At 65.5% G+C, this 23,460-nt stretch carries 22 protein-coding genes; 13 read left to right on the top strand and 9 right to left on the bottom strand.

What is annotated here, in order from left to right:
• Positions 1–5 precede the first annotated feature (5 nt).
• Genes OCU_RS34440 through OCU_RS34425 form a run of 4 tightly spaced genes read right to left on the bottom strand, consistent with a single transcriptional unit; the run spans position 6 to position 4,927 of the window.
• Positions 6–1,568 (bottom strand): class I adenylate-forming enzyme family protein, encoded by a 1,563-nt coding sequence (locus tag OCU_RS34440; RefSeq protein WP_009956493.1) that lies wholly within the window; start codon positions 1,566–1,568, stop codon positions 6–8.
• Complete coding sequence (locus tag OCU_RS34435) at positions 1,565–2,767, bottom strand: acyl-CoA dehydrogenase family protein (protein ID WP_014379749.1); 1,203 nt, start codon at positions 2,765–2,767, stop codon at positions 1,565–1,567. Before OCU_RS34435 ends, OCU_RS34440 begins: the two co-directional genes overlap by 4 nt.
• Positions 2,764–3,723, bottom strand: a complete 960-nt coding sequence (locus tag OCU_RS34430; protein ID WP_008255411.1) for an acyl-CoA dehydrogenase family protein — start codon at positions 3,721–3,723, stop codon at positions 2,764–2,766. The genes OCU_RS34435 and OCU_RS34430 overlap by 4 nt, the downstream gene beginning before the upstream one ends.
• A gap of 7 nt (positions 3,724–3,730) precedes the next feature.
• A complete protein-coding gene (locus OCU_RS34425) occupies positions 3,731–4,927 on the bottom strand; it encodes an amidohydrolase family protein (RefSeq protein WP_014379748.1) in 1,197 nt (398 codons plus the stop codon).
• A 268-nt stretch (positions 4,928–5,195) separates the two neighbouring features.
• Between OCU_RS34425 and OCU_RS34420 the strand changes: the two genes are divergently transcribed.
• On the top strand, positions 5,196–6,296 hold the full coding sequence (locus tag OCU_RS34420; protein ID WP_014379746.1) for an acyl-CoA dehydrogenase family protein: 1,101 nt from the start codon (positions 5,196–5,198) through the stop codon (positions 6,294–6,296).
• Between the two features lie 10 nt (positions 6,297–6,306).
• Positions 6,307–7,209: a TIGR03619 family F420-dependent LLM class oxidoreductase gene (locus OCU_RS34415; RefSeq protein WP_014379745.1), complete on the top strand. Its 903-nt coding sequence runs from the start codon at positions 6,307–6,309 to the stop codon at positions 7,207–7,209.
• A gap of 3 nt (positions 7,210–7,212) precedes the next feature.
• Here the strand turns inward: OCU_RS34415 and OCU_RS34410 are convergent, their stop codons facing one another.
• Positions 7,213–7,659, bottom strand: coding sequence for a nuclear transport factor 2 family protein (locus OCU_RS34410; protein WP_008255405.1), 447 nt, complete (start codon positions 7,657–7,659; stop codon positions 7,213–7,215).
• 74 nt (positions 7,660–7,733) lie between these two features.
• On the opposite strand from OCU_RS34410, the gene OCU_RS34405 reads away from it, so the two are divergent.
• The 3 genes from OCU_RS34405 (at position 7,734) to OCU_RS34395 (ending at position 10,102) form a co-directional block, all read left to right on the top strand.
• The gene (locus tag OCU_RS34405; RefSeq protein WP_009956502.1) at positions 7,734–8,345 is read left to right on the top strand and encodes an isochorismatase family protein; all 612 of its coding nucleotides are present in this window, start codon (positions 7,734–7,736) and stop codon (positions 8,343–8,345) included.
• 90 nt (positions 8,346–8,435) lie between these two features.
• Positions 8,436–9,629, top strand: a complete 1,194-nt coding sequence (locus tag OCU_RS34400; protein ID WP_008255403.1) for an amidohydrolase family protein — start codon at positions 8,436–8,438, stop codon at positions 9,627–9,629.
• A complete protein-coding gene (locus OCU_RS34395; protein ID WP_008255402.1) occupies positions 9,626–10,102 on the top strand; it encodes a MaoC family dehydratase in 477 nt (158 codons plus the stop codon). Before OCU_RS34400 ends, OCU_RS34395 begins: the two co-directional genes overlap by 4 nt.
• 22 nt (positions 10,103–10,124) lie before the next feature.
• Here the strand turns inward: OCU_RS34395 and OCU_RS34390 are convergent, their stop codons facing one another.
• Both OCU_RS34390 and OCU_RS34385 read right to left on the bottom strand, forming a co-directional pair.
• Positions 10,125–12,524, bottom strand: a complete 2,400-nt coding sequence (locus tag OCU_RS34390) for a CaiB/BaiF CoA transferase family protein (RefSeq protein WP_014941651.1) — start codon at positions 12,522–12,524, stop codon at positions 10,125–10,127.
• Positions 12,521–13,981, bottom strand: a complete 1,461-nt coding sequence (locus OCU_RS34385) for an aldehyde dehydrogenase family protein (protein WP_008255400.1) — start codon at positions 13,979–13,981, stop codon at positions 12,521–12,523. Before OCU_RS34385 ends, OCU_RS34390 begins: the two co-directional genes overlap by 4 nt.
• A 257-nt stretch (positions 13,982–14,238) precedes the next feature.
• On the opposite strand from OCU_RS34385, the gene OCU_RS34380 reads away from it, so the two are divergent.
• The 8 genes from OCU_RS34380 to OCU_RS34345 are packed head-to-tail and all read left to right on the top strand — an operon-like array spanning position 14,239 to position 20,949.
• A complete protein-coding gene (locus OCU_RS34380) occupies positions 14,239–15,411 on the top strand; it encodes a cytochrome P450 (RefSeq protein WP_008255399.1) in 1,173 nt (390 codons plus the stop codon).
• Positions 15,411–16,610, top strand: coding sequence for an acyl-CoA dehydrogenase family protein (locus OCU_RS34375; protein WP_008255398.1), 1,200 nt, complete (start codon positions 15,411–15,413; stop codon positions 16,608–16,610). Before OCU_RS34380 ends, OCU_RS34375 begins: the two co-directional genes overlap by 1 nt.
• Positions 16,607–17,158 (top strand): FAS1-like dehydratase domain-containing protein, encoded by a 552-nt coding sequence (locus tag OCU_RS34370; RefSeq protein WP_009956508.1) that lies wholly within the window; start codon positions 16,607–16,609, stop codon positions 17,156–17,158. Before OCU_RS34375 ends, OCU_RS34370 begins: the two co-directional genes overlap by 4 nt.
• Positions 17,158–17,571 (top strand): Zn-ribbon domain-containing OB-fold protein, encoded by a 414-nt coding sequence (locus OCU_RS34365; protein WP_014379741.1) that lies wholly within the window; start codon positions 17,158–17,160, stop codon positions 17,569–17,571. The genes OCU_RS34370 and OCU_RS34365 overlap by 1 nt, the downstream gene beginning before the upstream one ends.
• Before the next feature lie 20 nt (positions 17,572–17,591).
• The gene (locus tag OCU_RS34360) at positions 17,592–18,701 is read left to right on the top strand and encodes an acyl-CoA dehydrogenase family protein (RefSeq protein WP_014379740.1); all 1,110 of its coding nucleotides are present in this window, start codon (positions 17,592–17,594) and stop codon (positions 18,699–18,701) included.
• Positions 18,698–19,150, top strand: coding sequence for a MaoC family dehydratase (locus OCU_RS34355; protein WP_009956512.1), 453 nt, complete (start codon positions 18,698–18,700; stop codon positions 19,148–19,150). The genes OCU_RS34360 and OCU_RS34355 overlap by 4 nt, the downstream gene beginning before the upstream one ends.
• On the top strand, positions 19,147–20,325 hold the full coding sequence (locus OCU_RS34350) for a lipid-transfer protein (protein WP_009956513.1): 1,179 nt from the start codon (positions 19,147–19,149) through the stop codon (positions 20,323–20,325). The genes OCU_RS34355 and OCU_RS34350 overlap by 4 nt, the downstream gene beginning before the upstream one ends.
• Positions 20,326–20,346: 21 nt before the next feature.
• Positions 20,347–20,949 (top strand): TetR/AcrR family transcriptional regulator, encoded by a 603-nt coding sequence (locus tag OCU_RS34345; protein WP_009956515.1) that lies wholly within the window; start codon positions 20,347–20,349, stop codon positions 20,947–20,949.
• Here OCU_RS34345 and OCU_RS34340 read toward each other — a convergent pair.
• Entirely contained in the window at positions 20,946–22,181 is a 1,236-nt protein-coding gene (locus OCU_RS34340) for a cytochrome P450 (protein ID WP_009956517.1), read from the bottom strand. The genes OCU_RS34345 and OCU_RS34340 overlap by 4 nt on opposite strands.
• The gene (locus tag OCU_RS34335) at positions 22,178–23,410 is read right to left on the bottom strand and encodes a CaiB/BaiF CoA transferase family protein (protein ID WP_014379739.1); all 1,233 of its coding nucleotides are present in this window, start codon (positions 23,408–23,410) and stop codon (positions 22,178–22,180) included. Before OCU_RS34335 ends, OCU_RS34340 begins: the two co-directional genes overlap by 4 nt.
• Between the last annotated feature and the right edge of the window lie 50 nt (positions 23,411–23,460).

Genomic DNA, 23,460 nt, shown 5'->3' with positions numbered 1-23,460 from the left:
GTGCTTCAGCCGAACCGCGCCCGCAGCTCGGTCTTGAGGACCTTGCCGGTGCTATTCCGGGGCAGCGCATCCACGATTTCGAGTCGTTCGGGCGTTTTGTGCTTGCTCAGTCCCCGCGCTTGACAGTGATCGAAGACCGACGAAAGCGTCACCGCCACACCCGGGCGCGCGACGACGACAGCGCAAACACGCTCGCCGGTCCGCTCATCCGGCACCCCGATGATCGCCACGTCGGCCACCGCCGGGTGGCTGGCCAGGACACCCTCGACCTCCAAGGCCGAGATGTTCTCCGCATTGCGGATGATCGCATCCTTGATCCGGCCGGTGACGACGACGTTGCCGTCGTCGTCGATGCGGCCCAGATCTCCTGTGCGAAACCATCCTTCGGCGTCGAACGCGTGGGCATCCAGAGTTGCGTCGACGTAGCCGAGGAAGCACTGCGGCCCCTTGAGCCGCAACTCCCCCTCCGTGCCACGCGACACCTGCTGTCCAGCTTCGTCGACGACCCGTACCGCAACGCCGGGCACCGGTTTGCCGACGGTGTGATCCAGCAGCTCCGCCGGACCGTTCGGCGCCTGAGAGGTGGCGACCGGAAATTCGGTCAAGCCCCACGCATTGGCCACGCCGTCGACCGAAAGCGTTTGTCGCACTTGGTGACCGAGCTCGGCGGTGATTGGCGCACCCCCTCCGACGCAGCCCCGCAGATCGGGGTAGAGCGGTTCGTCGCCATGCTTCGCCTGCGCCGCCATGAAGGCGACGAAGAAAGGCGTCGCGCTGCCCAGCAGAGTCGGGCGGTGCGCCGCGATGGCGACAGGGGTCTCGACGGGGTCGAAGGCGTCGAACAGCACCAGCTTCATCCCGGTGAGCAGGGCCGCGGCGAGCATCGCGGCGCCTCCGATGTGCGAAACCGGAAACGCGATGGGGTTGACGTCGCGACTGGACGCCCCGACGATCCCGATGACCCCTGCCGAACCGGCGATGACCGACCGGTCGCAGTGCCGCGCTCCTTTCGGTGCCGCCGTCGTGCCCGACGAATAGTAGATCCACCGCGGTTCCTCGCCGCCGCGCGGCGGTGGAGGCAGCTCTTTTGGTTCCCCCACCGGCAGCCGAAGCCCGCCGGTGACGGGTGCGTCGTGGTCGACGACCACGACGGACATGGGCCGCTCACCGGCACGTTCACGGGCGAGCTGATACGCGAGCGCGGTGTGGTCGAAGTCGCGCCACAATCCCGGGACGATGATGACTTCGGTCCCGAGTTGTGCTGTCACAAACCGCAGTTCGCTCTCCCGCCATATCGGCAGCACCGGGTTCTGCACCGCACCGAGGCGCGCCAGCGCCGTCATGACGACCATCGTCTCCAGCGTGGTCGGCAGTTGCCAGGACACCACCGTGCCCGCACCGATCCCCCGCTGCGCCAGCGCCGCCGCACAAGTCAGTGCGGAGTCCCGCAGCTGCGCGCACGACAGGCTGCGCCCATAGTCGTCCGCGAGGACAACCCAGTCGGGGTGCGCCCGCGCGGCGGTCTCCACCAGGGACCAGTAGGTCTGCGCCGCAGGACGTGAGGTCATCGGCTCGGCAGGTGCAGTCGGCGCTTGGCAAGAATGTTGCGCATCATCTCCGAACTGCCGCCCGAAATCGTGTAAGCGCGCGACCACAACCAGCATTCCCGCAACCGTTGTTTGGCGTTCTGCACCTCCGGGTCCGCGACCCCGGCGACGGTCGCGGACGCCGCCAACTGGGCGCCGTAAGCCGCGACGCGGTGGTATGTCTCCGCAAAACTCAACTTCGCGATCGAGCCGTCACCCGGTCGTTCGTCGCCCGATGTCAGCCGCTCCACGTGATCGTCGATGAACGCCTTGGCCACTTCGACCTCCACGGCCAACTCGGCGACCTTCTGGCGTATGTCGGCGGACTCCAGCGCGGGTGCGCCGTCGACCTGCGCGTGGCGGGCCACGACGACCAGATCATCGATCAACAGTTCCAGCAGAACGACGTTTCCACCGATGCCGAATCGTTCAAAGTCCAGGCCCGCCATGATGATTGACCAGCCGTCGCCCGCTGCGCCGATCAGGCTCTCGGCACCGACGCGGACTCCGGTGAGGAAGACCTCATTGACCTCGATCGCATCACCGATCGTGCGGATCGGACGAACCTCGACGCCGTCTGCCGAGAGCGGCACGGCGAAGACCGACAGGCCGTGGTGGCGCGACGACGCCGGGTCGGTGCGCATCAGAGCGAGGCCCATGTCGGCCCAGTGGCCGTCGGTGATCCAGGTCTTCTGCCCGTCGAGGCGCCAGCTGCCGTCGTCTTGCCGCGTACCGCGGCTGCGCACTCCGGCGATGTCGCTGCCGGCGTCGGGCTCGCTGAGCAACTGGCACCAGACATGTTCGCTGCGCCGAATCGATGGCAGCAGCATTCGTTTCTGCTCGTCGGACCCGAAGTGCAGAAGGACATGGGCGGCCAGGTTCACCTGGTCCACCGGGCGCGGCGCGCGGGCGCGCAGGATCTCCTCGCTCACGATGCGGTCGTGCAGCGGGTGGTAGTCGTCGCGACCGCCGTATTCGACCGGCCAGTCCGCACCGGCAAACCCCGCCTCGAACAAGCCGGCGAACCACGTGCGCAACAGGGCTTCCTGCTCGGCGGTCTCGGGCGCTCGGTGGCCTTCGCGCGCCTCGATCGCCGGTGCGTGTTCGGCGATGTGCGCCCTGACGCGATGCCTGAACTCGGTCAGCTGCGCCTCGGTGGGCCGGTCGACGAAAGCGCTCACCAGCCGGACACCTCCGCCAGCAGCGCGCGACTCGACCGCGCCGTGCCGATCAGATGAGAGTTGGTGAAGACGCGACGCAGTTCGTAGTGCAGCGGGTACTCCCAAGTGAATCCGATGCCGCCCGACAGTTGCATGCATTCGTCCACGGCGGCCGATGCTTTCGCCGCCACGAACGCGTGCGCGGCCGCCGCCAGGGCGGTCGCCCTTTCGTCGCCGGAGGCGATGGCGCGCGCCGCCTTCATGATGACGGCCCGGGCTTTGACCTCGAAGACCAGCAGCTCGACGAGCCGGTGCTGAATCGCTTGGAAGCTCGCGATCGGCGCCCCGAACGCCACGCGCTCCCGCAGGTATGCCGTCAGACGTTCAAGGGTCATCGAGGCGGCGCCCAAGGAGTCGGCGGAAACGAGCAGCCGAGCCACGGCCATCAGCTCTGTGGCCCTGCCGGGCGGCCCGATCAGGGTGCTGGGCGCGTCGGTGAGGTCGATACGCCAGACCGTTCTGGTGACGTCGAGCAAGTCGCCGTCCAGCACCGTCCGCGCGGGATCCGGGTCACGAATCAGGTGAATTCCGTTGCGTCCCAGAAGCACAATGATGTCGACTTCATTGCCGCGAATGATCCGTGCGGAGGCGTCCGCGGCGGCGAAGCCCGCTACCGTCGTGCCGGCGAGCAGACCGGGGAGCAACTGTTCCCTCACATCGGCGGGCGCCGAGGCAAGCGCGCCGGCCGACATTGTGGTACCGAACCATGCCGACCTGTCGTTCGCTCGTCCGAGTTCTTCGGCTATGACGCACGTTTCGACGGGACGCCAGCCTGCGCCACCCGCCTCCTCACCGACGAGCAGCGCGGTCCAGTCCATCGCGGCAAGGTCCTTGACGGATTCCTTTTCGCCGCGCTCGGCCAAAAACTCCCGCGCAGACCCGCGCAGCAGGTCGAGGTCGACGTCGTCGTCTGCCATCGGGCGGTTAGCTCCGGGAGAGCAACTGGTCGGCGTTGTCGCGCATGATCCGCCGCTTGGCGGCGTCGTCGAGCGGGTCGAGCAGCTTGGCAAATTCGGCCGGCACGGCCAGGCCTTCGGCGTGCGGGTAATCCGAGCCCATCACCAAGCAGTCGTCGTATCCCAGGCCCGCGACGATTCCTGGGATGTCGTCCTCGGGGTACGGCACGACACGGACATGACGGCGGAAGATCGCCGACGGCCGCTCCGTCAGCTTCCCACCAATCCAAGGCCCGTTGCGGCCCATCCCTCTGCTCTTGTCCATGTGTTTGACGAAGAACGGCACCCATTCCGCCCCGTGCTCGGCGACGAGGACGTTCAGGCCCGGGAAGCGGCCGAAGAGGTTGTCGAAGATGAGAGCGGACAACGTCTCCTCGATCGGGCGCTGGCCGTAGACATTCATCCACTGCCACGCCGACATGTGCCAAGAAGCCGGGTCGGAGTTTTGTCCCCAGGCGGGCGAGATCGCATTGAAGTACCAGAACGGCATGATGTGGAACACCAGGATGCAGCCGGCCTCCTGCAAGCGTGCATAAATCGGGTCGAAGTACGGGTCGCCGGGCGATCGACCGTAAGCCGGCCCGGTCGGCAGCAGCACGAACTTTGCGCCCTGCGCGATGATGGCCTCCGTCTCGGCGATCGCAGAATCCAAGTCGCGCAACGACATCAGCGCCGTGGCGAAAATCTTGTCTTCGTAGTTGAAACCCCACTCTTCGTCGAACCATCGGTTGAACGAGCGCAGGTTGGCGTACAGTGCCGCTGTGTCGTCGACGTAGTGTTCGGCGGCCAGGGCCATACCGCTGGGATAGATGACCATACGCTCGATGTTCTGCTCCGCCATGACGGCAAGGCGTGCACCGCGCTCGATGAATTCCGGTTGCATGGGTTGCGGCTCGTAGGACTCCTCGGGGTTGCCCGATCCCATCTGCTTGAGCATCTCCTTGAGCGAGCCCGGCCGATAAGCGACATCGAGGCCCAGTCCCCCTTCGCTGTTGAACGTGGCGACCCGATGTCCCGCAAGGATCACCTCGACGCCGTCCGCCCCGCGCACGGTGGTGATCGCCCGGTCCCGAAACTCCTCCGGCAGATAACGGGTGAACGCGTCCCGCGTCTCGTAGCAGTGGGTGTCGCAGTCAAAGATGCCGTAGTCGAGTTTCGTCGTCACCGCTTCGCTCCTTAAGCGCGAGAATGATTATTCTCTATTTTCACAAAACATACTATCCTGATCCGACAATGGCCATCTCGCGCGGGATGGCCAGGCGCCCGAGTGAGGGACGCCGGCGTCAGCCGCGATCGCGCAAAGGAAGACATGACTCCATCAAAACCGCTGTACGACAACATGATCGGGTGGGCACCGCTGAGCGTTCGGTCTGCCGCGTTGCGTATCCCAGATCCCGCAGCAGCCCGCGTGAGCCCGAGCCGGGAGGCCCGGCGTGCCGTCAAGTGAGGTCGACGAGCTTCGCAGCGTCGTCCGCGACTACTTGAGCGCGACATCGCCCAGCGAGACCGTTCGCAAGCTGATGGCGACGGACATCGGGTACGACGAGGCGTCGTGGCGCCAGATGGCGGGCGAGTTGGGACTGCAGGGCATCGTCGTGCCGGAACGATGGGGCGGGGCGGGTGCCGGTGTGGTCGAACTTGCGGTGGTGTTCGAGGAAATGGGACGCGCGCTGGTGTGCTCCCCCTTCTTCGCCACCGTGGCGCTGGCGACCCAGGCCATTCTCGCCAGCGAGGACGACGCGGCGGTGGAGCGGTTCGTTCCTGGGTTCGTCGACGGTTCCACCACCGCGACGCTGATCCTCAACGGCCAACTCGGCGCGTGGGACCCGGATGCCGTGACGTTGCGGGCCGACCGCCGGGGCGCCGGTTATCGGATCCGTGGTGAGGCGCCGCTCGTTATCGACGGTCACACCGCGGACGTCGTCTTGGCGCCGGCCATCACCGACGCGGGCGTGTCGTTGTTCGCGGTACGTGCCGGGCCAGAGGGGCTTTGTCGCACGCCGTTGGCCGGACTCGACCGCACCCGCAAGGTGGCGCGGGTGCAGTTCGACGGCGCACCGGCGGAGCTGATCGGAACAGACGGTGGTGCCGCGAAGTTCCTTGCCCGCACATCGGACCTCGCGCTCGTCGCGCTGACGGCCGAACAGGTCGGCGCGGCGCAACGGTGCCTCGATATGGCCGTCGACTACGCCAAGAATCGAATTCAGTTCGGTCGGCCGATCGGTAGTTTCCAAGCGGTGAAGCACCGGTGCGCGGACATGTTGGTTCAGGTGGAGGGCGCGCGATCGGCCCAATCGCATGCGGCCGCAGTGGCCGGCACCGATGATCTCCCGACCGCCGCGTCGGTCGCGAAGATGGTGTGTTCGGAAGCCTTCCTGCAGGTTGCGCTCGACAACATGCGCATCCACGGCGGAATCGGCTTCACCTGGGAACACGACGCCCATTTGTACGTCCGGCGCGCCAAGGCCAGTCAGCTGATTTTCGGCGACCCGGACTACCACGCGCAGCGCCTGGCCACGCTCGTCTCTGAATGAAAGGATCCTCGTGACCGTCTTCTTTTCCCTCGAACTGCCGACTCATCGTGTCGAAACGGTCGATGAGTTCGTAACCGCTGAAGCGATCGCCGAAATCGCGCGAGTGGCCGAGGAGAGCGGGTTCGCGGCCGTCCACGTCACCGATCACCCCGCACCCGATGCGAAGTGGCTCGACCACGGCGGCCACCACGCCCTTGATCCGTTCGTCGCGTTGGCTTTCGCGGCCGCCGCAACGACCGACATCAAGGTGCTGACCAATGTCTACATCGCCGCTTACCGCAATCCTTTTCTCGGCGCCAAATCGATTCAGAGCCTCGCCGCGTTGTCAAGGGGACGCCTCATCCTCGGAACTGCCGCCGGATATCTCAAGCCCGAATTCAAGGCCCTCGGAATCGATTTCGACAGCCGCGGCACGCTGCTCGACGAGGCACTGGACGTACTGGACAAGGTGCTCACCGGCGAGGACATCGCCTACCAGGGGACGTCATTCGCCGCCCGCGGTGTTCGGCTGCGCCCGCTGCCGACGACTCCCCCACCGGTATGGGTCGGCGGCAACAGCAAGCCGGCCGTGCGCCGGGCGGTATCGCGCGCTCAGGGGTGGGCGCCGTTCAACACGTTCGGCTACGCCGCCGCATCGCGCACCGCGGAGATCTCGACCATCGAGGATTTGGAGGTCGCGATCGGCTGGGCCAAGCAGTACGCGGCCCAAATCGGCCGCACCGCACCGCTGGACATCTGCTTCTCCGCGGGAAACCTCTTGGAGGACAGCAGATCGGCCGACGAACGTCACGCCATCATCGCGCGGCTCGCTGCCGCCGGGGTCACCTGGTTGACCATCGCCCCGTCCGGCTCCGACCGGAGCGAACTCATCGAACGTTCGCGCGCTTTCGCCAAGGAGTTCATCACGGCATGACCCTTAGGCCATCAGGCTGTCGGCCGCGAACGCGTCCACACTGATCCGGCGATGGGCGAACAGCCACCGACCATTCAGGGGCACAAGAACGTCGCGGTAGCGGCCCCAGTGGTCGAGTCCGATGTCGGTGTGGACCGCGAAGTAACTGCTGACCTCGACCCTGGTGTTTGCCACCGACCCGAACCGAATGCTGGAGACATGGTGGCGGACGTGGGTCGGAGCGCGCCGTGCCGGCTGGCCCGGTGTCGAAGGCCGGGTCACCGCGGCGCCGAGGCCGGCCTCGATTTGCGCGGGCCCCGTCAAGCGCTCGGCACCGCCGGTGAATTCCAGCACTCCCTCGTCGCAGAAACACGCCGCCAGCGCACGAAGATCGAATCGGTCGGTGGCGGCGGTGTAGTCGGCCAACGTCTGCCGTACCGACTCCCGCACTTCAAGCTCCCAAGCCTCCATCGGTCCTCCTCGTGGAAATTGAGTTCCAGCACACGATAACGTCTATTCTCATGCCACAACCCAGCCTTCAAGCCATGCTCGATCCCGCAACCACCGCGCTGGTGACCCAGGAGTGCCAGGGCGGGGTGATCGGGCCGCAGGCCGGCCTTCCATTGCTCGCCGAAGAGGCCCGGCGCGAAGCCATTCCCAACATCGCCAGGCTGCTCGGCGCCGCCAGGGCGGCCGGTGTCGCGGTCGTGCACTGCCTGATCGAGAAGCGCCCGGACAACCGGGGATCGAACAGCAATGCCCGGCTGTTCATGGCCGGAAAATCGTTCGCCGCCGACCTGACTCCCGGCAGCCCCGGCGCATCGGTCCTGCCCGAACTCGGTCCGGTACCCAGCGACCTCGTGCTGACCCGCACCCACGGCGTCGGACCGATGACGGGTACCGATCTTGACTCGGTGCTGCGGAACATGAACATCAAGACCATTGTGGGAGTGGGCGTTTCGGTCAACATCGCCATCCAGAACTTCGCGATGGACGCGGTGAACCGCAGCTATCAGTTCGTGTTGCCGCGTGACGCGGTGAGCGGGTATCCACGGGAGTACGCCGAGTCCATCATCGATAACACGCTGTCCCTGCTCGCCACGGTGACCACCACCGATGCCGTGATTGACGCGTGGAAAGGGATCCCGGCGTCCTGACCCCGTCTGGATGTTGAAAAGCCAAAGTGATAACGTCGTTCTCACTTATCGTAAACGATCATATTCGCTGCTCGGAGGAGGGATAGCCTCATGTCACCCCGGTCTCTGCCGTACCCGGTTTTCGACATCGACAACCACATGTACGAGACGACGGACGCGCTCACCAAGTACCTGCCGAAGGAGCACCGCGGAAAGGTCGGCTACGTCGAGGTCAACGGCCGACCCAAACTCGTCGTCAAGGACCACATCAGCCACATGATCCCCAACCCGACGTTCGAGCGAGTCGCCAGGCCGGGCAGCGCGGAGGACTATTTCCTGGGCAACAATCCCGAAGGCCTCAACTTCCGCGAATTCATCGGCGAGGCAATGGATGTCATCCCGGCATACCAGTCACCCGCGCCGCGACTGGAACTGATGGACGAACTCGGCATCGATCAGTGCGTCATGTATCCGACGCTCGCCAGTCTCATCGAGGAACGCACGACCGACGACGTCATCCTCACGCACGCGATCATTCATGCGCTCAACGAGTGGATGCACGAGCACTGGACGTTCAACTACCACGACCGGATCTTCGCCACCCCCGTGATCTGCCTGCCCCTGGTGGACGAAGCCATCAAGGAATTCCACTGGGGCCTCGAGCGCGGCATGAAGACATTCCTGGTGCGGCCCGCACCCGTGCCCAGCCGGTTCGGCGGTTCGCGCTCCATGGGCCTCCCCGAGTTCGACCCGTTCTGGGAAGAGGTCGTCAACGCCGGCATGCCGGTCACCATGCACGCCTCGGACAGCGGCTACCAAAAACACCTCATGGAGTGGGAAGGCGGCGACGAGTATCTGTCCTTCAAGCCGAGCGCGTTACGCGAAGTCGTGATGGGCCACCGCGCCATCGAGGACACCCTGGCCGCGATGATCTGCCACGGCGCGTTGTCGCGCTTCCCCGATCTGAAGATCTTCTGCGTCGAGAACGGCAGCGGGTGGGTCCGCAATCTGCTCGAGCAGCTCAACACCGCGTACAAGATCATGCCCAAGGAGTTCGACGAGCACCCGGTCGAGGTGTTCAAGCGAAACATCTACATCCATCCGTTCCTCGAGGACGACCTCAAGGGGATTATCGACATCATGGGCGAGGATCACGTGATGTTCGGCTCCGATTTCCCGCACCCCGAGGGCATCGGTGATCCGCTGAGCTTTGTCGACCGGCTCGACGGTGTCTCCGAGGCCGCCAAGGCGAAGATCATGGGAGGCAACGCTATCGAGCAGTTGGGGCTCAAGGTTCCGGCATGACCCGGGCGCGCACATCCCCGAAGGTTTACGACGGAATCGCCGACTTCGAGGCTCACGTCGGCGAGCACCTTGGTTTCAGCGACTGGCGCCAGGTCACGCAGAAGGAAATCGACTTGTTCGCCGAGGCGACCGGTGACCATCAATGGATCCATGTCGACCCTGAGAAGGCGGCCGCCGGTCCCTACGGCAAGACCATCGCCCACGGCTATCTGACCTTGTCGCTGGTACCCATTCTCGTGCAACAGATCTACCGGGTAACCGGCTTGGCGATGCAAGTCAATTACGGAAGCGACAAGCTGCGCTTCCCCGCCCCGGTACCGGTCGATTCCCGCATCAGGGCTGGCGCCGAACTGCTCAAGGTTGAGCGCAACGACAAAGGCGGCCGGGCCACGGTTCGCGTCACCGTCGAAGTGGAGGGCAGCGATCGCCCGGCGTGCGTCGTCGACACGATCGCCGCGATGATCGACGCCTGACCGAACGGGCCGAGTTCATCGACTATGCGTTGAGAACGCGTTCCCCGATCACTCGTTGCTCCCGCAACGCGGCAATCTCCTGAGCGGAAAGTCCAAGCGCTCCAAGCACCTCGGCGTTGTGCTGCCCGAGTGTCGGCGCGGCGGCCCTGTGCTGGTGTATGGGTCCCGGCGAGATGCGAAAAGGCCAGCCGGGAAACCTCTGTCGGCCGGTGATCGAATGGTCCAGGTCCTGATAGAAGCCGCGCGCGTCGAGTTGCTCGACGTCATACATCCGATCGGCCGTCAACAGTCGCTCGGCGGGCACACCATGCCGGCCAAACGTCGCCACGACCTCCTCCGCGGTTCGCTCGCACGTCCAATTCGCCAGTACCTCGTCGAATTCGTCGTGGTGTTCCCGGCGCGCTGCAGCGGAGGCGAATCTCGGGTCGTCGCGCAGGTCGGGGCGGTCAATGGCGTCCAGCACCGCTCGCCAGTCATCGTCATGACGCACCGAGAGCGCGACCCACTCGTCGACATTGCCGGTCGAATAGACGCCCTGCGCGTATTCGCGGTGGCGGTTTCCCTCACGCGGGCGCACCGATCCCGTCAACGAGTATTCGATGACGGGTTCGGCTGTCACCGCCGCGCCGACCTCGATTTGCGCCGCCTCGATCAGCTGCCCCTCGCCGGTGGACCGCCTGTGCTCGAGGGCGGCCAGCAGCGCGACGCAGGCGTGTACGCCGGCGATCGGGTCGGCGGGCCCCTGCAGATTGCACGGCGGGCCGTCCGCATAACCGGTCGCGGCCGACATGCCTGACACCTGTTCGATGTTCAGCGCCCAGCCCACGTAGTCGCGCCACGGCCCCTGGAGCCCGAACCCGGGCATCCGCACCATGATCACGCCGGGATTGACCCGCGCGATGGAGTCGTAATCCAGTCCGAATTGTTCGACGACGCGCGGCGAGAAGTTCTCCACCACCACGTCGGCCTCCGCAGCCAGTCGCAGCGCCAACTCTCGACCGGTGGCAGAGGTGAGATCCAGCGTGATGTCGCGCTTGTTGAGATTGGTTCCCTGCCACAGCGGCCCGCGCTCGTACCAGTCGTCGCCCTCGCGCAGCAGCGAGCCCGAGTAGCGGTGTCCGTCGGGCCGCTGAATGGATTCGACCTTGATCACGTCCGCCCCGAACGCACCGAGGTAGCACGTCAGATACGCGCCCGCCCAGAAAGTGCTCAAGTCGAAGACCTTCAACCCGGCGAACGGCAAAGAGACGTCGGCGACGTCACCCGTCGGGCGCGGTGCGTCGCGCTTGCTCCACTTGGCCTGCGCTCCGTTTGTTCGGAGGGCGGGAGCGGGCAATGGCGGCGGTACCGGGGTCTTCGAGAGCCGGAACGGCGCGCCTGGCCTGGTGAATCGCCATCCGTCGGTGGCCGCGTCGACGAAAAACCCTCGCTCCGCATACTGCGGGCAGCCCAGGATCGTGTCGCCGTCGGTGATCGGCGCCGCGGGTATGCGCATGGCCTGGCTCAATTCGACCAGATCGGCGACGGACATCGATTCCAGGAACGGCTGGGCCTTGGCGAAGAACTCGTCGCGCTCGGGCCCGCCGAGCATGATCGCGAGCTGGTGGTCGCCGAACTCGGGCAACCCGACCATCGCGCAGACGTCCAGCCAATGCTGACCGGTCAGGCAGTTGATCCCGATCCAGCCGTCGGAGGCACGCACAATACCCAGCATCGGCGCGGCTTTGGAATTCGTCGGCAAGCCAAGGCTTTTCAAGCGGGCGGCCATCAGCATGGGATAGGGCAGCGTCGCCAACAGCGACTCGAACATCGACACGTCCACCTCGACCGGCCGGTGCGTTTCGGCCGTGGCGACGCGTAGGGCCGTCAGCGCGCCGAGGGCCGCGTATCCGCCCGCGATGTATTCCGGGATGCGGGCGCCGGCCTGTAGCGGCGCCCGGCCGGGCTCGCGCACGTTGATCCAACCCGCCGCCGCCTGCAGGGTCAGCGGAGTCGTCACCCGGTCACGCAGTGGCCCCTCCTGGCCGAAGCTGGAGATCCGGACCACGACGAGATCCGGGTTGACCCGGGCCAGGGTTTGCGCGTCCAGACCCCACGCCCGGCGCTCAGGTGCGCCCCCCGGTAAGTCTTCGACCAGGACATCCGCCTGCGAGATCATCTCGCGCAGGACCTCAAGGCCACGTTCCTGCGCGAAATCAACCGTGGCGCCGCACTTTCCGGCGTTCAGGTACTCGAACAGCCCGCTTCGCTCCGGATGAGGGCCCTCTGGGGGAAAGGGACCCCAACGGCGCAGTGGGTCACCTGACGGGGGCTCGACCTTGCGCACGTCGGCGCCCAGGTCCACCAGCAGCTTCGCGCAATAGGGACCCGCGATCTCGGAGGCCAACTCGACGACGCGCAAGCCCGCCAGGGGTCGGTTCACGCGGGTATCCCGATGGCCTTGGGCTCCATATAGGCCCGCAGTCCCATCACGCCGCCCTCCCGACCGATGCCGCTCTGCTTGAAGCCTCCGAACGGCGCGTCTCCGGGGATTGTGCCGTTGACCGATACCTGTCCGGTCCTCATCCGCCGGGCGATGGCCACCGCGCGGTCGATGTCGCTTCCCCACACCGCGCCGCCGAGGCCATAAGACGAATTGTTGGCGATGGTCACCGCGTCATCGTCGTCGCGATACCGCAAGACGGTCAGCACGGGACCGAACACCTCCTCCTGCGCGATATACGAATCGGCGGCGGCATCGGTGAGTATCGTTGGCTCGAAATAGAAACCGCTGTTCAGATCCTTCGGGCGGGCTCCCCCGGCCACGACGGTCGCACCGTCGGCTTCGGCGCGTTTGACGAAGCCCTCGACACGGTCGAGGTGCTCGCGGCTGATCAACGGACCCATGGTGACCGCCGGATCGACGGGATCGCCGATCACGACTTCGCGGGACAGTGCGGCGAGCCGGTCCACCACCTCGTCGTGGATCGCCTCGGGCAGCAGCAACCTGCTGTTGAGAATGCAGGCTTGACCAGCATGCATCGTGCATCCCTCGAACAACAGCCGTTCCAACAGGTCGTCGGTGACGTCGACGTCGGGCAGCAGGATGGTCGCCGACTTGCCCCCGCATTCCAGCAGAACGCGCTTCATGGTGGTCGCCGCTCCCGCCATCACGTCGCGGCCGACGACAGAGCTACCGGTGAAGCTCACCATGTCGACCCTGGGATCCAGGGTCAGGCTCCTGCTGGCCTCGACGCTGGTCGGCGTCACCACGTTGACGACGCCAGGGGGAATGTCCGTGTCCTCGTCGATGATTCGCGCCAACGCCAGCCCGGCCAGCGGTGTCAGCGGGGAAGGCTTGAGCACCAGCGTATTTCCCGCCGCCAGTGCCGCGCCCAACTTCATGACGTTGAGGGTGTGCGGGAAGTTCCACGGCGTCATGGCCGCCACCACACCGAGGGGTTCGTAGCGCAGCAGTGTGGTGCCCGCGGCCCCCCAGGCATCCATCGGTGCCTCGGCGGGCTCCGCCGCGAGCTCGGCGGCATGGCCGACCATGAATGCCGGTCCGTCGACGTGAATCAGCCGTTCGTTCGCGGAACAACCCCACTCGGCCAGCGCGAGTGCGTAGATCTCCTCGCTCCTGGCCATCAGCGCATCGCTGAGTTGTTGCAGGCAGCGGGCCCGTTCCGCGGGCTCTGCCGCGGGCCACGGGCCCGTGTCGAAGGCGGACCTGGCCGCTGCGACCGCCTGCCGGACCTGCGCCACGCTCGCATCGGGCGCCGTTTGGATCACCACCTCGGTGGCGGGATTGACGACGTCGTAGCGTCCGCAGTCCGGGTCGGTCCACTGGCCGTCAATGTAGTGACCGTAGGCCTCGAGGAGCGAACCCGACCCAGCCATCCTGCCTGCCTTCCTGACTGCACGATCGTGAAGCAGCGCGGGCGACGCCACCGAGATAACTTACATACTCAACCTGTGTGTACACGCCGACCGCGACGCCGTCAACGGCTAATTTGAGCCATTTTTAGCCTAATATGCGGCGATTGACAGATGATCCGGCTCTCCTGTAGACAGCATGGAAACGGACATTCTTGCGTTATCTGTCCGGCCAGCCCAGTGTCCAAGGAAGGCATGCGGTGCCCACTACTACTGTTCCCTTGCACTCTCCGGACTTCTACGCCGGCGATCCCTACCCGGTCTACCGGGAACTCCGCAACACGACGCCAGTGGTGTGGAACGACGTCACCAACTTCTGGGCGCTGTTGAAGTACGAGGACGTCCGCTACGTTTCGGGCCACCCACTGACCTTCTCGTCGACGAAGGGCATCACGATTCCGGATCCCAGCCAGCCTGAACCCGTTCAGGAAGGCAACCTCATTTTCACCGACCCTCCCCGCCACCGGCAGCTCCGCAAGCTCATCAACTCCGGCTTTTCCCGCCGGCAGGTGCAGTTGCTCGAGCCCAAGGTGCGCCAGATCGTGAAGGGCATCGTGGACAGTGTCGAGCCGTCGCGAGAGTACGAGTTCGCCGAGGAGATCGCCGCGCCCCTTCCCACCCGGATGATCGCCGAGATGCTCGGTGCCCCACCCGAAGACTGGGAGCAGTTCCGCGCGTGGTCGGACGCGGCGGTCGGCACCGCCGACCCGGACATCGAACTGGACTCGATCGTCGCCCTCGGTGAGCTGTACGAATACTTCACCAAGCTCATCGCCGCGCGGCGCTCCGGCGAGGTCAGCGGGCAGGACGACCTGCTGAGCATCCTGGCCGCAGCCGAGGTCGACGGCGAGCGGCTCACCGACGCGGATCTGCTCAACTTCTCCTTCCTGCTGTTGGTCGCCGGCAACGAAACCACGCGCAACCTGATCGCGTTGGGCACGTTGGCGCTGATCGACCACCCCGACCAGTTCGCGCTGCTGCGATCGGACCCGTCGCTGCTGCCCAGCGCGGTCGAGGAGATGCTGCGATTCACCAGCCCGGTCACCCACATGGCCCGCCGCGCGACCGAGGACGTCGAGATCCGCGGCCAGCAGATCAGGGCGGGCGACACAGTGGTCATGCTCTACGGCTCCGCCAACCGCGACGAAGAGATCTTTGGGCCCACCTGCGAAGAGTTCGACATCACCCGTAATCCCAACCCGCACATCGCGTTCGGGGCCGGGGAGCACGCGTGCCTTGGCGCCCAGCTCGCGCGCCTGGAAGCCAGGGTGATGTTTGAGGTGCTACTGGGCGCCTTTCCCACGATCGAGCTCACCGGTGACGTGACCCGGCTGCGCGCAACCATGGTGCCGGGCGTGAAACGCATGCCAATCCGACTGGGGGCGGGCAACTGATGGACTTCGACTACACGCCCGAACAGGAGCAGCTCCGAAAGGACTACCGGACGCGCCTGGAGGCGGTGATGACCCCGGAGCGCCGCGCCGCCGTCGCCAACCTCACCGAGGGGGGCGCCGCGATGACCGAGTGCCGGCGGGCGCTCGGCGATGCCGGGTTGCTCGGCGTCGCCTGGCCGGTCGAATACGGTGGCGGCGGGCTGACCGCGTTGGAGCAGTACATTTTCTCGGAGGAAGCGCGCAGGGTCAACGCACCGTTGCCGTTTGTCACCCTGAACACTGTGGGCCCCACGCTCATTCAGTACGGCACCGAGGAGCAGAAGGCCAAGTTCCTCCCGGCGATCCTCAAGGGCACCGTTGATTTCGCGATCGGTTACTCGGAGCCCGGCGCCGGGAGCGACCTCGCCTCGCTGCGGACCACCGCGGTCAGGGACGGCGACGAGTTCGTCATCAATGGTTCAAAGATGTTCACCAGCGGCGCGGAGTTCGCCGACTACATCTGGCTGGCGGCGCGCACCGACCCAACCGTCAAGAAACACAAGGGAATCACCCTGTTCATCGTGCCGACGGACTCGCCCGGGTTCTCCTGGAAGCCGCTACACACCATGCCGGGGGTGTCCACGTACTACACGTTCTACGATGACGTCCGGGTACCCGAGAGCGCCATCGTGCTCGGCGAAAACCAGGGTTGGACACTGGTGACGAACCAGCTCAACCTCGAACGCGCCGCCCTGGGCAACCTCGGTGCCCTGGAGCCGCTCTTCGCCAAGACGCTCAAGTGGGCGTCGACGACACCGCTCGACGACGGCATGGTCATCGATCAGCCCTGGGTGCAGCAGGCCCTGGCCCGGGTGGAAGCGCAGGTCGCCGCCTACCGGCTGCTGAACCTGCGCGTGAACGCGACGATGAGCTCGGGTGCCCTCGGTATGGGCGAGGCCTCGGCGGCAAAGGTTTTCGGCACCGAGCTCACTCAACAGGTCGCCCGCGAGCTGCTCGAAGTCGTCGGGCAGGCGGGTGTCCGCAAGGACTCGGCGGCTCCGCTCAAGGGCGAGCTGGAGAGCGCCTACAGGCTGGCGGTCATCAACACATTCGGCGGCGGAGCCAACGAACTTCAACGCGACATCATCGCTATGGCCGGCCTCGGGATGCCCCGCGCACCCCGAGACGTGCGGGCCTCCGGAAAGGAGAAATCCACGTGACAGAGCTAGCCAAAGACGACCTGCGCGAGCGCCTCGACGCGTTGATCGGGACGCCCACCGACGGAGTCGGCAGACCCTCCCGCGCCCCCGATCCGGTGAACGCCGCGATGATCCGGCACTGGGCGTACGCGTTGGACGACATGAATCCCGCCTACCTTGATCCCGAGTTCGCGGAGAATTCCCGCTACGGTGGCCTGGTTTCCCCGCCGGTGATGCTGCAGAGCTGGACGATGCCGCCGCCCAAGCTCGCCGGCATCCATGAGCGCGGCGGCGTGCCGATCGAGGTCAAGACCAACCCGCTGCAATTCCTCTCCGACGCGGGCTACACGGGCATCATCGCGACGAACTCGGAGTTTGAGATCGAACGCTATCCCCGCGTCGGCGACGAGATCACCGGTGAGACGGTGTTCGACTCGATCTCCGACGAGAAGACGACCGCGATGGGCAAAGGATTCTTCGTCACGTGGGTGACCACGTACCGCGATCAGAACGGCGAAGTCATCGGCCGCCAATGGTTCCGCACGCTGCGATTCAAGACGGGAAGCTGATGGCGACCAGACTTGCTCCGTCGATCAGCCCGGACACCGAATTCTTCTGGTCGGGCCTCAAGGACCACAAGCTGCTGATCCAGCGCTGCGCCGACTGCAAGACGTTGCGGGTGCCGCCCCGCCCGATGTGCGGAAATTGCCAGTCGCTCAACTGGGATTCCATCGAATCAACCGGGCGCGGAACGGTTTACAGCTTCGTGATGCCGCAATACCCGCCGCTCCCCTTCCTTCAATACCCCTATGTCGTGGCACTGATCGAGCTCGACGAAGGTGTGCGCATCGTGTCGAACCTGTGCGATATCGAACCGGCGGCCATCGACGTCGGTATGCCCGTCGAGGTCTTCTACGAGAAGTTCGAAGCAATCCCGACCGGGGACGAGCTGGTGCTGCACCAGTTCCGGCCCGCCCGCTGAACACGAGGCACCAGGCGAACATGGATTTTTCCTTCACCGAAGAACAAGAGACCGTCGGCAAGGTGGCCCGCCAGCTCTTCGAGCACCGCGCCACCACCGAGCACCTCACCGAGTTGGAATCGGGCGAGATTCGTTTCGACCCCGCACTGTGGTGTGAGCTGGCGGCGTCGGACTTGCTGGGCATCGCGCTACCCGAATCGGTTGGCGGCAGCGGTGGCAGCTTCCTCGACCTCGGCGTGCTGCTCGCGGAAGTGGGCTGGAGTGTTGCGCCGGTGCCGGTCTATGCGACCCTGGTGCTCGGCGCGGATACGATTGCGCGGCACGGTGACTCGACCACTCAGCGACGGTACCTACCGAAGGTGGTGGACGGAAGCACGATACTGACCGCCGCGCTCGCCGAACCGGGAAGCTCCGACCCGGCCGCCCCACGCACCACCGCCCGGCCCGATGGCGACGCCTGGATCTTGGACGGCGTCAAGGAACTCGTGCCCGCCGCGCAGCTTGCCGACGCCATCGTGGTTTCGGCACGCGCGGACGACGGACCGGGCCTGTTCGTCGTCGAGACGGCCACCGAGGGCGTCGTCGTCACACCGGCCGAAACCACTAATGGTGAGCCCTACGCCGACGTCGAGTTCGCTGGGGCCGTCGCGCACCGACTCAACGAGGCCGGTGGCCGGGATGCCGTCGACTCGCTGTACACCAGGGCGCTCGTCGGGCTGTGCGCCATGCAGGTCGGGGTGACCGAGCGCGCGTTGAAGATCGCGGCGTCCTACACCGGCGAGCGCGAGCAGTTCGGCAGGCCGATCGGCTCATTTCAGGCCGTGCAGCAGCGGTTGGCCGATGCATTCATCGACGTCGAGGCGATTCGGTGGACCACCTGGCACGCGGCGTGGCTGATCGCGGAAGGCCGACCCGCCGCCCGCGAGGCCGCCATCGCCAAATTCTGGGCCGCCGAGGCGGGTGCACGGGTCGTCGCATCAGCCCAACAGGTCCACGGCGGCATGGGCATCGACGTCACCTACCCGCTTCATCGCTATTTCCTGTGGGCCAAGCAGATCGAGCTCTCGCTCGGCTCTGCCCCCCAACAACTCGCCCGGCTCGGCGCGACATACCCGGAAGGAAACGCATGACCTCCACCGTCGACCGCACCACCACGCGCGCATGGAACTCCATCAACGTGGGCGAGGAAGTCACCCCGATGGACGTCCCGGTGACCACCACACTGATCGTCGCCGGGGCCATCGCGTCCCGCGACTACATGCCCGTGCACCATGACCGCGACTTTGCGAATTCCCAGGGATCCAAAGACATTTTCTTGAACATCCTGACGACCAATGGGCTTTGCGTGAAGTTCCTTCATGACTGGGCGGGCCCCGAGGCGATGATCAAAAAGTTGTCCATTCGCCTCGGCGTCCCGGCCTACCCGAATGATCCGATGCGCTTCACCGGATCGGTCACGGACAAATCGTCGGCCGACGGCGAAGGATTCATCGAGGTCACGTTCAGGGGCGCCAACAGCCTCGGCGACCACGTCTCGGGAACCGCGGTGCTCAGCCTGCTCGAAGGCGTGGATGCATGAACAGGGGCTCCTGCGGGATTGGCGGCAAGGCGGCGCTCGTCGGGATCGGGCAAACCGAGTTCTCCAAGGAATCGGGCCGCAGCGAGATGCAACTGGCCTGCGAGGCAGTCAAAGCCGCCATAGGCGACGCCGGTCTTCGTCCGGCCGACATCGACGGCATGGTCACCTTCAGCGTCGACGACAACGAGGAGATCGAGGTCGCCCGCAATGTCGGGATCCGGGACCTGACGTTCTTCACCAGGGTCCCCCACGGCGGTGGCGCCGCCGCGGGAACGGTGATGCAGGCCGCGATGGCGGTCGCGACGGGCGTGGCATCAGCGGTGGTGTGCTACCGAGCGTTCAACGAGCGCTCCGGGTTCCGCTTCGGTGGCGCCGGCCGTCAGCCGGGAGTGACGCCGCTGTGGATGGCTCCCTATGCGCCGTTCGGGTTCATGACGCCGGCCGCCTGGGTCGCGTTACACGCGCAGCGCTATATGACCACATACGGCGTCACCAACGCCGATTTCGGGAAGATCTCGGTTATCGACCGCAAGCACGCCGCGAACAACCCCGACGCCTGGTTCTACCAGAAGCCGATAACCCTTGAGCAGCACCAACAATCGCGGTGGATCATCGAGCCCGTGCTGAGGCTGCTCGACTGTTGTCAGGAAAGCGACGGGGGTGTCGCCATGGTGGTGACGAGCGTCGAGCGCGCCCGCGACCTGGCCAAGCCGCCCGCCGTCATCACGGCCGCCGCGCAAGGAGCCGCCTACGACGGCGAGGTGATGACCAGCTACTACCGCGAGGAGATCACCGGCCTGCCCGAAATGGGAGTCGTTGGCGACAAGCTGTGGCGGGATTCCGGTCTTAAACCGCAAGATATTTCGACGGCTTTCCTCTACGACCACTTCACGCCTTTCGTCTTCACTCAACTCGAGGAGCTCGGATTCTGCGGCCGCGGGGAAGCCAAGGACTTCGTCTCGGTCGAAGAACTGTCACTGGGCGGCCGGATGCCGATCAACACCAACGGCGGGTTGCTCGGCGAGGCTTACATTCACGGCATGAACGGCATCACCGAGGGCGTCCGACAGGTGCGCGGCACGTCCCACAATCAGGTGGACAACGTCGAACACGTGCTGGTCACGTCGGGTACAGGCGTTCCGACGAGCGGACTGATCCTCGCACCCGATCGCTGAGCGGGGAAGCCGGGAATCGAGATGACGTACGCGACGGCGGTCGACACCCGCGAGGTGCTCATCTCGGCTGCGTTCGCCTGTTTCCGCACGCACGGGTTGCGGAAGACGACGATCGTCGACATCGCACGTGTCGCGGATGTGTCCAGGAGCACGTTCTACGAGTACTTCCGGGACAAGGAGACGATCGTCGAAAGCTGTGCGGAGGCGGCGTCCCAGCGCTTCTATCGCAGGCTGGCCACGGCGATCGATCGGCACGGCGGCAGCACGCTGGAGGAAAAGCTAACGCGTGCAGGCGTTTTCGTCGCTCAGGCGCGCCGAGTCGTGGAGCCCGAATCGTATTTCGACCAGGACGAGGTCAGCTTGATGTTGACCAAGAATGCGTCGACCCTCCTGCGGGAATGCAGCGAGTTTCTCGCACCGTATGTCTCCGCGGCGCGGCTGACCGGCGAGGTCCGCGGTGACCTTGACATCCGGTCGGCGACCGAGTGGTTCGCGCGGATGTTGTTCTCGTTGTTCACCACCCCGTCGCCCTATCTCGACATGGGCGACGACGACGTGGTCGCCGACTTCGTCCGTGCCCACGTCGTGCGGGGATTCCTGAGTGACGGACTCAAGAGGCGCTAGCCCGCCCGCCGTGCGACGGGGACATTGGACCACCCGCAAACATTGGACATTGCCACCCGCCGCAACCCGCTGCGATCGACTTCGTACTCGGGGAGGAGATCGAGCAGCGCGCCTAGGGCGATGCGGCTCTCCATCCTCGCCAACGCGGCCCCCAAACAACTGTGTATGCCGTAGCCAAAGGCGAGATTGAAGCCCATTTTGCGCTCCCTGTCGATGTCCAATCGGTCAGGATCAGGGAACATCCGCTCATCGCGCGTCGCTGAACCCGTGACGAGCAGGACGGCGCTACCCTCGGGAATTGTCTTGCCGTGCAACGTCACATCGCGGGTAGCGGTGCGGACCTGGTACTGTGACGGCGCTTCGTAGCGCAGCAACTCTTCGATCGCGGCCGGAATCTTGCTACGGTCCTTCTGCAACTTCTGCCACTGGTCGGGAAAGTCGGCGAAGGCGACCATGGCATTGCCGATGAGCTTGGTGACGGTCTCCGCGCCCGCTCCCCCGAGCATGGTCGCGAAGCCGGTGATATCCACATCGGTGAGCTTCTCGACCTGCCCGTCTCGCTCGATCTCGGTCTCGATGAGCCGGCTGATCATGTCGTCGCAGGGTTCGGCACGGCGCTTCTGCACCAGGTTGTAGTAATAGATCCCCGTCTTCGTCGAGGCCTCGAAACCCTCTGCGGTGGTGGCGATCTCACCGGGGCGCCGTTCAAGCAGCAGATCGAGCCAGAGACGAATCTGGTCGCGGTCCTGCTTCGGCACTCCCAGCATGGTGGTGATGACCTCGTTCGGAAACAGGGCCGAGAAGTCGGCTACCACGTCGAAGGAGGACGGGTCGAGCGCATGAATGCGCTCGTAGACCTTCTCGCGCACCATGTCTTCCAGCGCGGCGATGGCGCGGGGGGTGAACACGTTGCTCACCAGCCGGCGCATCTTCTGATGTTCGGGCGGGTCCATCGAGATGATCACTTTGGGCACCGGCAGCGCATCGTCGTGCGCCTGCACCATGTCCAGCGTGGCGCCCTTGGCAGACGAGAAGGTTTCGTAGTCTTTGGTAGCGGGCGCCACGTCGTCGTAACGGGTCAAGGCCCAGAAGTCCCACTTTGCGTTGTAATAAACGGGAGCCTCGTCGCGCAGCCGACGGTACGTGTCGAACGCTCCATTGAAGAAGTCGTCCGAGAACGGGTCGAAATCAACAGGATTCTCAGAAGCGATCTGCGATGGCGTTGCACTCATAGGATCGCCCCGGTTTCCTTGTAGGTCGCGATGGTGTCCCAGTCCAAGCCTGCCTCCATCAAGACCTCTTCGGTGTGCTGGCCGTGTTCGGGTGCGCCCGGCGGGACAACGGCCCGTTCGTCGAACTGGACGGGGTTTGTGGGCAACGAGTATGGCGAGCCGTTCATCGTGGCGGTGTTCGCGACATAGCCGTTGGCGGTCACCGCCGGGTCATCACAGAGTTCTCCGGGGGTTTGGACAACCCCCCAGGCGCCAGAGAGTTCGGCCAGCTGTTCGCGCCATTGCGCGAGTGTGCGTTTTGCGAACACCTCGTCCATGAGCGAGATGAGTTCCGTGCGGTTGGCGAAACGTGCTGCGGGACTGGCAAACCGCTCATCCTCGACCAATTCGGGCAGGCCGATGGCGCGCATCGCTTCCGGGTAGAACTTGTCGAGTTGCAGCATCATCAGCTGGACGTAGCGGTCGTCCTTGGTGCGGTAGGTCCCCACCAGAGGGTTGGGTGCGTCGGCGTGGCTGTACTTCGGGATCGAGCTGCCACCGTGAATCTGGCTCACCGCGACGTCGGGGCTGAGGTTCCACGCGGCCAGCCCGAGCAGGGAGACATCCACCACCGAACCCTGGCCGGTGGTCGCCTTCCTGTACAGAGCGGCCGCGATCCCGCCGGCGATCGCCATGCCCCCGAGGAGATCTCCGAAGGCGGGCCGCGACCGCACCAACTCGTCGCCGTCTTCGGTGAGCATGGCGGCGATGCCGCCGCGCGCCCAGTAGGAGACGCCGTCGTAGCCAGGCTTGTCCGAATCGGGACCCTTCGGGCCGTGGCCTGACCCGCGCACGTACACGATGCCGGGATTCGCTGCCCTGATGTCGTCGACGTCGATGCCCATCTTCTTGCGGCGAGTCGGCAGATAGCTGGTGAGGAATACGTCGCACGTGGCAGCGAGCTTACGGATGACGTCCTGGCCGCCGGGTGTGCTCAGATCGACGCCTATCGACTTCTTCCCCCGATTCGGTATCTCGATCATGTAGTTGACCGTGCCGCCGCCCTCGTCCACGATGCCCATCGTGACCAGGCCACGCTGTGGATCACCGCCCTCGCGGGGCTCGACCTTGATAACCTCGGCGCCCCACTCGGCGAGCACGGCGCCGGCCGACGGGACGAAGGTCCACGCCGCGACCTCCAACACGCGGACGCCGCTGAGCACTTTGTCGTCGGAAATGACGGCCTCCATTGGTCTCAGTGGTACGGGTGCGAGCGCACCGGCAGGCTTGCAACGGCGAA

It is taken from the genome of Mycobacterium intracellulare ATCC 13950 (genome assembly GCF_000277125.1).
Taxonomy (GTDB): domain Bacteria; phylum Actinomycetota; class Actinomycetes; order Mycobacteriales; family Mycobacteriaceae; genus Mycobacterium; species Mycobacterium intracellulare.
This window is presented reverse-complemented; position numbering and strand designations above follow the sequence as displayed.

Coding starts and splice junctions, on each gene's coding strand:
- OCU_RS34440 (WP_009956493.1), bottom strand. CDS start 1,568: ATGACCTCACGTCCTGCGGCGCAGACCTACTGGTCCCTGGTGGAGACC.
- OCU_RS34430 (WP_008255411.1), bottom strand. CDS start 3,723: ATGGCAGACGACGACGTCGACCTCGACCTGCTGCGCGGGTCTGCGCGG.
- OCU_RS34410 (WP_008255405.1), bottom strand. CDS start 7,659: ATGGAGGCTTGGGAGCTTGAAGTGCGGGAGTCGGTACGGCAGACGTTG.
- OCU_RS34405 (WP_009956502.1), top strand. CDS start 7,734: ATGCTCGATCCCGCAACCACCGCGCTGGTGACCCAGGAGTGCCAGGGC.
- OCU_RS34400 (WP_008255403.1), top strand. CDS start 8,436: ATGTCACCCCGGTCTCTGCCGTACCCGGTTTTCGACATCGACAACCAC.
- OCU_RS34395 (WP_008255402.1), top strand. CDS start 9,626: ATGACCCGGGCGCGCACATCCCCGAAGGTTTACGACGGAATCGCCGAC.
- OCU_RS34385 (WP_008255400.1), bottom strand. CDS start 13,981: ATGGCTGGGTCGGGTTCGCTCCTCGAGGCCTACGGTCACTACATTGAC.
- OCU_RS34375 (WP_008255398.1), top strand. CDS start 15,411: ATGGACTTCGACTACACGCCCGAACAGGAGCAGCTCCGAAAGGACTAC.
- OCU_RS34365 (WP_014379741.1), top strand. CDS start 17,158: ATGGCGACCAGACTTGCTCCGTCGATCAGCCCGGACACCGAATTCTTC.
- OCU_RS34360 (WP_014379740.1), top strand. CDS start 17,592: ATGGATTTTTCCTTCACCGAAGAACAAGAGACCGTCGGCAAGGTGGCC.
- OCU_RS34355 (WP_009956512.1), top strand. CDS start 18,698: ATGACCTCCACCGTCGACCGCACCACCACGCGCGCATGGAACTCCATC.
- OCU_RS34350 (WP_009956513.1), top strand. CDS start 19,147: ATGAACAGGGGCTCCTGCGGGATTGGCGGCAAGGCGGCGCTCGTCGGG.
- OCU_RS34345 (WP_009956515.1), top strand. CDS start 20,347: ATGACGTACGCGACGGCGGTCGACACCCGCGAGGTGCTCATCTCGGCT.
- OCU_RS34340 (WP_009956517.1), bottom strand. CDS start 22,181: ATGAGTGCAACGCCATCGCAGATCGCTTCTGAGAATCCTGTTGATTTC.
- OCU_RS34335 (WP_014379739.1), bottom strand. CDS start 23,410: ATGGAGGCCGTCATTTCCGACGACAAAGTGCTCAGCGGCGTCCGCGTG.